This window comes from Burkholderia sp. FW306-1C-G01B, from assembly GCF_058781685.1.
Genome location: NZ_JBYSWZ010000029.1, coordinates 34129 through 42958 on the forward strand (window position 1 = coordinate 34129; position 8830 = coordinate 42958).

The 8830-nt window shown below is 62.2% G+C and carries 8 protein-coding genes and 2 pseudogenes; 5 read left to right on the forward strand and 5 right to left on the reverse strand.

Annotation, left to right across the window (positions count from 1 at the left end):
* Positions 1-2: 2 nt before the first annotated feature.
* The 3 genes from bktB to rimO all read right to left on the reverse strand — a co-directional run bounded on the left by bktB (position 3) and on the right by rimO (position 3554).
* Entirely contained in the window at positions 3-1193 is a 1191-nt protein-coding gene (bktB, locus tag AC3WLY_RS35000) for a beta-ketothiolase BktB (RefSeq protein WP_425131369.1), read from the reverse strand.
* A gap of 69 nt (positions 1194-1262) precedes the next feature.
* Positions 1263-2189 (reverse strand): sugar kinase, encoded by a 927-nt coding sequence (locus AC3WLY_RS35005; protein WP_492308905.1) that lies wholly within the window; start codon positions 2187-2189, stop codon positions 1263-1265.
* Between the two features lie 3 nt (positions 2190-2192).
* Positions 2193-3554: a 30S ribosomal protein S12 methylthiotransferase RimO gene (rimO, locus tag AC3WLY_RS35010; RefSeq protein WP_175964445.1), complete on the reverse strand. Its 1362-nt coding sequence runs from the start codon at positions 3552-3554 to the stop codon at positions 2193-2195.
* A 131-nt stretch (positions 3555-3685) separates the two neighbouring features.
* Here rimO and AC3WLY_RS35015 point away from each other — a divergent pair.
* From AC3WLY_RS35015 to AC3WLY_RS35035, 5 genes and pseudogenes are all read left to right on the forward strand, one after another.
* Positions 3686-3886, forward strand: a pseudogene (locus AC3WLY_RS35015) (recombinase family protein); the annotation flags it as partial.
* 14 nt (positions 3887-3900) lie between these two features.
* Positions 3901-4188, forward strand: a pseudogene (locus AC3WLY_RS35020) (DUF5131 family protein); the annotation flags it as partial.
* Entirely contained in the window at positions 4185-4466 is a 282-nt protein-coding gene (locus AC3WLY_RS35025) for a hypothetical protein (protein ID WP_175964444.1), read from the forward strand. The pseudogene AC3WLY_RS35020 and the gene AC3WLY_RS35025, both read left to right, overlap by 4 nt.
* Before the next feature lie 334 nt (positions 4467-4800).
* Complete coding sequence (locus AC3WLY_RS35030) at positions 4801-6165, forward strand: alpha/beta hydrolase (protein WP_492332761.1); 1365 nt, start codon at positions 4801-4803, stop codon at positions 6163-6165.
* Between the two features lie 364 nt (positions 6166-6529).
* Positions 6530-6781, forward strand: a complete 252-nt coding sequence (locus tag AC3WLY_RS35035) for a hypothetical protein (protein ID WP_175964549.1) — start codon at positions 6530-6532, stop codon at positions 6779-6781.
* Positions 6782-7199: 418 nt separating this feature from the next.
* On the opposite strand, the gene phaR is transcribed toward AC3WLY_RS35035, so the two are convergent.
* Both phaR and AC3WLY_RS35045 read right to left on the reverse strand, forming a co-directional pair.
* Entirely contained in the window at positions 7200-7766 is a 567-nt protein-coding gene (gene phaR, locus AC3WLY_RS35040) for a polyhydroxyalkanoate synthesis repressor PhaR (protein WP_034181302.1), read from the reverse strand.
* A gap of 119 nt (positions 7767-7885) precedes the next feature.
* Entirely contained in the window at positions 7886-8626 is a 741-nt protein-coding gene (locus AC3WLY_RS35045) for a 3-ketoacyl-ACP reductase (RefSeq protein ID WP_072441360.1), read from the reverse strand.
* Positions 8627-8830: the final 204 nt, after the last annotated feature.

Sequence of the window (8830 nt, forward strand, 5' to 3'; positions counted from 1 at the left end):
CTTCAGATTCGCTCGAAAATCGCGGCGATGCCCTGCCCGCCGCCGATGCACATCGTCACGAGCGCGTATCGGCCACCGATGCGCTGCAACTCGTACAGCGCCTTGACAGTGATCAGCGCACCCGTCGCGCCGATCGGGTGGCCGAGCGAAATGCCGGACCCGTTCGGATTCACCTTTGCCGGGTCGAGACCCAGCTCCTTCGTCACCGCGCATGCCTGCGCGGCGAATGCCTCGTTCGCCTCGATCACGTCGAGATCGGCAACCGTCAGCCCCGCGCGCTCGAGCACCTTTTGCGTGGCCGGCACCGGACCGATCCCCATGTAGGCCGGATCGACGCCCGCATGCGCATACGCGACGAGGCGCGCGAGCGGCTTTGCACCGCGCTTCTCGGCAACGCTGCGCTCCATCAGCAGCACCGCGGCCGCCGCGTCGTTGATGCCCGACGCGTTGCCGGCCGTCACCGTGCCGTTCTCCTTCACGAACACGGGCCGCAGCGTCGAGAAGTCGTCCAGGCTCGCGTCGTGGCGCACGTGCTCGTCGCGATCGAACACGACCGGCGTGCCCTTCTTCGAGCCGATCAGCTCGACCGGCAGGATCTGGTCCTTGAAGTAGCCGGCCTTCGCCGCATGCGACGCGCGACGGTGCGATTCGAGCGCGAGCGCGTCCTGCGCGTCGCGTGAAATGCCGTACTTCGCGGCGACGTTCTCGGCCGTCACGCCCATGTGGATCGTCTGGAACGGATCGTTCAGCGCGCCGACCATCATGTCGACCGCGCGCATGTCGCCCATGCGCTGCCCGAAACGCGCGGCCGGGATCGCATACGGCGCGCGGCTCATGTTCTCCGCGCCGCCCGCGATCGCGATGTCCGCATCGCCGAGCAGCACGCCCTGCGCCGCCGACACGATCGCCTGCAACCCGGAGCCGCACAGCCGGTTGACCGTGAGCGCCGGCGCATGCTGCGCGACGCCGCCGTTGATTGCGACAACGCGTGCGAGATACATGTCTTTCGGCTCCGTGTGCACGACGTTGCCGAACACCACGTGGCCGACCTCGTCGCCCGACACCTGCGCACGCTGCATCACTTCGCGCACGACTTGTGCGCCGAGTTCGGTCGGCGCGATGTCCTTCAGGCTGCCGCCGAAATCGCCGATCGCGGTACGCACGCCGCTCACCACCACCACTTCGCGTTGCATGTTGCCTCCTCATCCTTCTGTTCGAATGAATCGATCGTGCGGGGCCGTGGCCGGCGTGCGCGTGCCGCGTCAGCCTTGCATCAGGCGCTCCACCGCATCGCGGTGCGGAATCGGCGCGACCGCACCGTAGCCCGTCGTCGACAGCGCCGCCGCCGCGTTCGCATAGCGCGCCGCCGCGAACGGATCGTCGCCCGCGACGATCCGCGCGACGAAGGCGCCGCCGAAGCAGTCGCCCGCGCCCGTCGCGTCGACGGCCTCGACCGCGAAGCCCGGCACGACGCGCCGCTCGTTCGGCGTCGCGACATACGCGCCGTCCTTGCCGAGCTTCAACGCGACGACCTGCGGCCCGTGTTCGAGCATCGCATCGACGATCGCGTCGCGATCGTTCGCGCCCGTGAGCGCGGTGACGTCGTCCCAGCTCGGCAGGCAGATGTCCGTCTGGCGAAGCGCCTCGCGCATCACCGCGCGGGCGCGCGGCAGCGGCCACAGCTTCAGGCGCAGGTTCGTGTCGAAGCTGACCTTCGCGCCGTTGCGGCGCGCATGGTCGATCGCCGCGAACGAGGCGTCGCACGCTGCGGTGCTGATCGCGAGGCTGATGCCCGACAGGTGCACGGCCTTCGCCGCAGCCAGCGCGTCGAGCGGCAGATCGCCCGTCGCATAGCGGCTCGCCGCGGAGCCCGCGCGCAGATAGTCGAACTGGTGGCCGTCGGCGCCGTGCGTGACGAAATACACGCCGGTCGGCGCCGTGCGATCGATCCGCACGTACGTCGTGTCGACGTGCTCGGCGCGCCACATGTCGGCCAGCAGGCGGCCGAACGGATCGTCGCCGATCGCCGACACGAAGCCCGTCGACGCGCCCTGGCGCGCCGCCGCAATGCAGAAGTTCGACGTGTCGCCGCCGAAGCCCTGCAGGAATTCCGGACGGCCCGGCTGCGACTGGTTGAATTCGATCATCGCCTCGCCGAGCGCGAGGATCTCCGGAAATGCGGCGCTCATCGCTTACACCTCGCCCCACAGATCGTGGCCGTCGGCGCCCGTGATCTTCACGGACACGAAATCGCCGACCTTGTAGCGCTTCGACGCTTTCGTCGCCGGCTCGACATAAACGACGCCGTCGATCTCCGGCGCATCGGCTGCCGTGCGGCCGATCCCGCCTTCTTCGCCGACTTCGTCGATCAGCACCTTGAGGGTCTTGCCGACCTTGCGCTGGATGCGGTTCGCCGACACTTCCTCGGCGACTTCCATGAAGCGCGCGCGGCGTTCTTCACGGACATCGTCGGGCAGCGCGCCATCCAGGTCGTTCGCGGTCGCACCTTCGACCGGCGAATACGCAAAACAGCCGACGCGATCGAGTTCCGCCTCGCGGATGAAGTCGAGCAGCGTTTCGAACTGCTCTTCCGTCTCGCCGGGGAAGCCCGCGATGAACGTGCTGCGGATCGTCAGGTCCGGGCAGATCTCGCGCCACTTCTGCACGCGCTCGAGCACCTTCTCGGCGTTCGCCGGACGCTTCATGCGCTTCAGCACTTCTGGGTGCGCGTGCTGGAACGGCACGTCGAGATACGGCAGCACGTGGCCCTTGAACGGGCCTTCGGCCATCAGCGGAATCACTTCGTCGACACTCGGATACGGATACACGTAGTGCAGGCGCACCCACGCGCCGTACTGCGCGGCGAGTTCGCCAAGCGCGGCGACCAGGTCGGTCATGCGCGTCTTGATCGGCTTGCCGTTCCAGAAGCCCGTGCGGTACTTCACGTCGACGCCGTAAGCGCTCGTGTCCTGCGAGATCACGAGCAGTTCCTTCACGCCCGACTTGAACAGGTTCTCGGCCTCGAGCATCACTTCGGCGACCGGACGCGACACGAGATCGCCGCGCATCGACGGGATGATGCAGAACGTGCAGCGATGGTTGCAGCCTTCGGAGATCTTCAGGTATGCGTAGTGGCGCGGCGTGAGCTTGATGCCGGCCGCGGGCACGAGGTCGACGAACGGGTCGTGCGGCTTCGGCAGGTGCGAATGCACGGCCTGCATCACTTCGCCCACGGCGTGCGGGCCGGTGACGGCGAGCACCTTCGGATGGACTTCCTCGATCAGGTTCGAGCCGCTGGCGCTCGACTTCGCGCCGAGGCAGCCGGTGACGATCACCTTGCCGTTCTCGGTCAGCGCTTCGCCGATCGCATCGAGGCTTTCCTGCACGGCTTCGTCGATGAAACCGCAGGTGTTGACGACGACGAGGTCGGCGCCGTCGTAGGTGCCGGAGATTTCATAACCTTCGGCGCGCAACTGGGTGATGATTTGTTCGGAATCGACCAACGCTTTCGGGCAGCCAAGCGAAACGAAACCTACTTTGGGGGATTGGGACATCTGGAATGTGGGGGCGTGGCAGCAAAAGCGTGAGTTTACAGCGATTTAGGGGCGGCGAGCCAAAATGAACGGCTGGCGGCAACATGGACCGCCAGTTCGAATACGCCGCACGACGGGCGGCCGACCACGAAATGGAGCTTGATGCGTCCCTATCACTCCGAGACGAGGGGCTGTCGGCCTACCACCAGCGCCACGTCCGGCAAGGTGCGCTCGGCGTGTTCCTGCGCGCAGTCGAGGACAGCCAGGTGCCGGCCGGTTCCGTATTGATCGTAGAGGGTCTGGATCGATTGAGCCGCGCCGAACCGCTGCAGGCTCAGGCGCAGCTCGCGCAGACGGCACCAATGCGCTTGAAGAGTTGGATTGGGTGATCGTCGGCGGCGAAAGCGGCGCCGACGCGCGGCCGATGCATCCCGATTGGTTGCGCGACCTTCGCGACCAGTGTGAAGCCGTCGGCGTGCCCTTCCTGTTCAAGCAATGGGGAGAATTTGCGCCGACGCCGGACGTCATCGAGGCTTCCGGCAACCTCTTCCATCAATTCGACGACGGTGCGCGGATGCAACGCGTCGGCAAGCGCGCCGCCGGCCGACTGCTCGACAGCCGCATACATAACGAATTTCCGGGAGGCGAAGCATGACGAAGAAAAAGCAACCGACCGGCGTCGCCTGGGTGGACGACGTGAAGGTCGTCACGCCGATCACCAGCACGATCAGCGCGGTCAGCTTTCAGGGGTTGAGCATCACGACACCCGACGGCGAGCCGGCAACGCTCGCGGTCATCGATATGCACGGCTGCATTATCGACTCGGGCCCGAGCGTCATGCGGGTCGTGTGGGAGGTCGCGATCAGGTCGTATCGAAACTTCCTGATCGGTAGCAGCCATCTACGCGTGCTTGCCAAACCCAAAATCGCTTGAACTAAAGCGGAGTCACTGGACGACGCGCACGCCGCTCTCATATGACGAATGCCAATTTCCACTGGCATTCGTCGTATTTAAATTCCTTTAACTATCGATTGACCATGGCAATGCGAGGGCGTCATGTTCAATGCTACGCCTCGTTGACATTCTTATCGAAAAATCTATCCTGAGTTGAACGCCTCCGATACTTCTCCCTTCAATAAAATTTTTTGAGGCGACAAAAAATACATTACAAACCGTAGAAATGGGGACAATCATGAGAATAAGTTCTGTTTCGGGGATTGTTGCATTTTCTGTATGGACATGCCTTCAGCTCAGCGCTTGCCATGTCATGGATGTCGCTGCCCCGCTACCGCCGATCCCTGTATCGGCACATAACGCCGCACCATCTGGTGTAGCAAGCTCCACAATCGATTCGCCTCCGGCATCGAATGTTGCGGTGCTCCCTACACCCGCGACTGCATCGAGTGCAACCGACCGTGAGGCGAACGCCGCTGCCGTGGATGACGAATATATGGCCAGAGTACCGGCAGCAGCAGCGGCACCCAAGCGCCATTTCAAGAACAAGCACCATTCCGGTAAGAAAGCGAGTGCAGTAGCACCAAGCGAATGGGCATCAAACACTGCATACATTGAAGCATCCGAGCCCGCTACGTCGGCAATCATACCTACTGCTGCAATGCCAACTCGAGCAGGCAAGAATGGAGATTATGACGTCGTCCGCGTATTTTTCGGAACCGATCGAAATCAAGCTTCGACCTCACCCCACGGGCACCAACTGTTCAGCAATGAACTCGCCCAACAAATCACCTTCGGCAACGTGGATGTGAGCATTCCACGCAACCACAAAGTTGGAGGATTAGAGTCACCCTCAGTCCTTCGATTCGAAATAAGCGCGGAGCCCGATAAGCATATGATGGTGTTACATGAGAATATCGAATCCCCAGATCAATTTTTCTCGGAGGTGAGATCAAAGGCACTTAACTCAAAAACACCAAGTGTCTTGTTCTTCATCCATGGATATAATGTCAGCTTCGAGGACGCCGCCCGCCGTACCGCGCAAATGGCATATGACCTCGATTTTGGTGGGCCAGCAATTTTTTTCTCATGGCCATCACGTGCCACGCTTGCCGGCTACACGGCTGATGAGCAGTCGATTGAAAGAGCGCAACCTGATATTGAGCAGTTCCTTGGCAATGTTCTGAACGCGACTCCCAATGCCAATTTATACGTCGTAGCTCACAGCATGGGGACTCGCGGACTGACGAGAGCCCTTTTGAATCTCGCTCGGCAAGATCCCGCAAACGCCTCGAGAATCAAGGAGATTGTTCTTGCAGCACCAGACATCGATAGCGAAGTTTTCGTCCGGCAAATTGCACCAGGGCTTGTAGCACTGCGAGCCCCGGTTACTTTGTATGCCTCATCCCGAGACCGAGCACTTGCGCTATCGAAGATTATTCACGCCGGGCCACGTGCTGGTGACTCGGGCCAGAATATGGTCCTGCTTAAGGGAATCGAAACGATCGACGTTACCAACGTCGACACTGATTTCACTGGTCATTCATACGTCGGCGATCGCCGCTCTGTATTGTCTGACCTGTACTACATCGTGCATTCGGACACGCGCGCAGAACACCGTTTCGGACTAAGTGAAAAATGGCAAAACGGGATGCAATACTGGCTCTTCGCACGATGAGCGCATCTACGTATCATCGGCTGACAGCAGGATAGCGGTATATTTTGACTCTACTTCGGGCACCCGAGGGATACGAACCCTACTTTGGGGGATTGGGACATCTGGCGTGTGGGAGCGTGGCAGCAAAAGCGTGGGGTTAAGCTATTTTTCGGTCAGCGAGCCAAAGCCGGCGGTTGCGACGCAACGGACCACAACCTCAATGTGCGCCTCGCGCGGGCGCTCGACTTGGGAAACCGACCCATCCCTTTCAGGGCGATGCGACAAGATGACGGGCGCGATCGGCAAACGCCGCCGCGCCGGAATCGCCCCGCCGCTATGCGAAAATCGCAGCGTCCGCTTTCTTCAATTACCCAACGGGGCTCGCATGACAACCCACATCACTATCGAATTCACCGAGCACGCTGCCGAAACCATCGGCGAGCAAACCAGCACCAGCTTTTCCTACGACCAGGGTGCCCACGTGCCGCAACCCGGCGACTTCGTCGAGATCGAGAATTCGCGGCAGACGTTTCTCGTGATCGGCCGCGTGTTTTCGCTGAAGGCCAACTACAGCGCGGTCAAGCTCGTGCTCGACCTTCCTCCGCACGACGACGAGCAAGGATTCCCGGCGCAGTAAAACAATCTAGGCCGGTACCGTCGGCGTTGCCGCCGGCAATCGCGCGCGTCCGGCCCGCGTTGCGGGAAATCACTCGAGCGACGAGATCGTAAAAAAACCCGCCGGAGCGGGCTCAATCCAGTCCTGCACTCACGGAAACATCGCCGCGGTCAGGCACCGCTCAGACCACACCGCGTCATCTCCATCGCCGATCGGCCACATTTCTGCATCTCGATCAACTGGACAACGGCCATGCCCGCCACACTCGGCGCGAGCATGTCGTGCCGACGATCATGAACGATCGTCGGCGATATCTTCCGGCATGCGGCGGCCGCGCATCGTCGTGCCCGAGCACACGATCGGCCGCCCCGCGCCACCTCGCCTCACGGCACCGACGCCCAACGGCTCGCGCCGCCGCGGCCGGCCTGCCGCAAAATCGCTACTTCTTCTCCGGCTCGGTGGAACCCGGCTGCTTGAAAGGAAACGTGCTGAACATCGACTTCGCCTGGTTCTGCATCTGTTCCTGCATCTGCACGAACATGTTCTTCGACTGCTCGATGTAGCTCGTCATCATCCCTTGCATCATCGGCGCCTGCATGTTCATGAACTGCGACCAGACTTCCGGATTCATCGCATTGGTGTCGTACATGTTCTTCGACTGATCCGCGAGCTTGTTCTGGATGTCGATGAACGCCTGGATGTTCTTTTCCAGGTACGTGCCCATCATGCCCTGCATCGCGTGACCGTAGAAACGGATGATCTGCGACAGCATCGACGACGAGAACATCGGCACGCCGCCGCTTTCCTCTTCGAGGATGATCTGCAGGAGGATGCTGCGTGTCAGGTCTTCGTTGGATTTCGCATCGACGACCTTGAAGTCCTCCTGCTCCAGTACGAGCTGCTTCACGTCGGTGAGCGTAATGTACGTGCTTGTCTCGGTATCGTAGAGCCGGCGGTTCGGGTACTTCTTGATGAGCCGTTCGGCCGTCTTCTTTGTAGTAGTCATGTAACGCCTTTCAGTGCAGCGTAGCGCAAGTGACGAATCCCCGCCGCCCGAACCCGGGAGGCGGGGGCCTTCGGAACACACCCGGCTGCTCGGCCACCCGGCCCGCGCAGCCCGGGCGTTCAGCCCATGTGCAGGCCGCCGTTCAGCGAGAAGTCGGCGCCCGTCGCGAAGCCGGAATCGTTCGACGCAAGCCACGCGACGATCGAGCCGATTTCCTCCGGCGCACCGAGACGCCGCACCGGGATCGTCGCGACGATCTTCTCCAGCACGTCGGGGCGGATCGCCTTCACCATGTCGGTGCCGATGTAGCCCGGCGACACGGTGTTGACCGTCACGCCCTTCGTCGCGACTTCCTGCGCGAGCGACATCGTGAAGCCGTGGATGCCGGCCTTCGCGGTCGAATAGTTGGTCTGGCCGAATTGCCCCTTCTGGCCGTTCACCGACGAAATGTTGATGATCCGGCCCCAGCCACGCTCGACCATCCCGTCGATCACCTGCTTCGTCACGTTGAACAGGCTCGTCAGGTTGGTGTCGATCACGGCGGTCCAGTCTTCGTGCGTCATCTTGCGGAACACGACGTCGCGCGTGATGCCCGCGTTGTTGACCAGCACGTCGATCTCGCCGACTTCGGCCTTGACCTTGTCGAACGCTTCCTTGGTCGAGTCCCAGTCGCCGACGTTGCCTTCCGACGCGATGAAATCGTACCCGAGCGCCTTCTGGTCCTCGAGCCATTTCACACGGCGCGGCGAGTTCGGGCCGCAGCCCGCGACGACCTTGAAGCCGTCCTTCAACAGACGCTGGCAAATGCTGGTGCCGATGCCGCCCATCCCGCCCGTTACGTACGCAATTCGCTGAGACATAAATCTCACTCCATTTTTTGGTTTCGAGAGCTGCCGAGGCCCCCTCTGACTTCACGTGGCGCCGGCCGAAGCCGCAATCGGCCGGCGCCCGGATTCGGTTCGCCGGTAACGGACGACCGGTTACGGACGCTCGACCGCGAGCGCGACGCCCATCCCGCCGCCGATGCACAGCGACGCCAGCCCGCGCTTCGCATCGCGCTTGGC

Bases quoted from the DNA above. Each gene is read 5' to 3' on its own strand.
- bktB (WP_425131369.1), bottom strand. From the start codon at position 1,193: ATGCAACGCGAAGTGGTGGTGGTGAGCGGCGTGCGTACCGCGATCGGC.
- AC3WLY_RS35005 (WP_492308905.1), bottom strand. From the start codon at position 2,189: ATGAGCGCCGCATTTCCGGAGATCCTCGCGCTCGGCGAGGCGATGATC.
- rimO (WP_175964445.1), bottom strand. From the start codon at position 3,554: ATGTCCCAATCCCCCAAAGTAGGTTTCGTTTCGCTTGGCTGCCCGAAA.
- AC3WLY_RS35025 (WP_175964444.1), top strand. From the start codon at position 4,185: ATGACGAAGAAAAAGCAACCGACCGGCGTCGCCTGGGTGGACGACGTG.
- AC3WLY_RS35030 (WP_492332761.1), top strand. From the start codon at position 4,801: ATGGATGTCGCTGCCCCGCTACCGCCGATCCCTGTATCGGCACATAAC.
- AC3WLY_RS35035 (WP_175964549.1), top strand. From the start codon at position 6,530: ATGACAACCCACATCACTATCGAATTCACCGAGCACGCTGCCGAAACC.
- phaR (WP_034181302.1), bottom strand. From the start codon at position 7,766: ATGACTACTACAAAGAAGACGGCCGAACGGCTCATCAAGAAGTACCCG.
- AC3WLY_RS35045 (WP_072441360.1), bottom strand. From the start codon at position 8,626: ATGTCTCAGCGAATTGCGTACGTAACGGGCGGGATGGGCGGCATCGGC.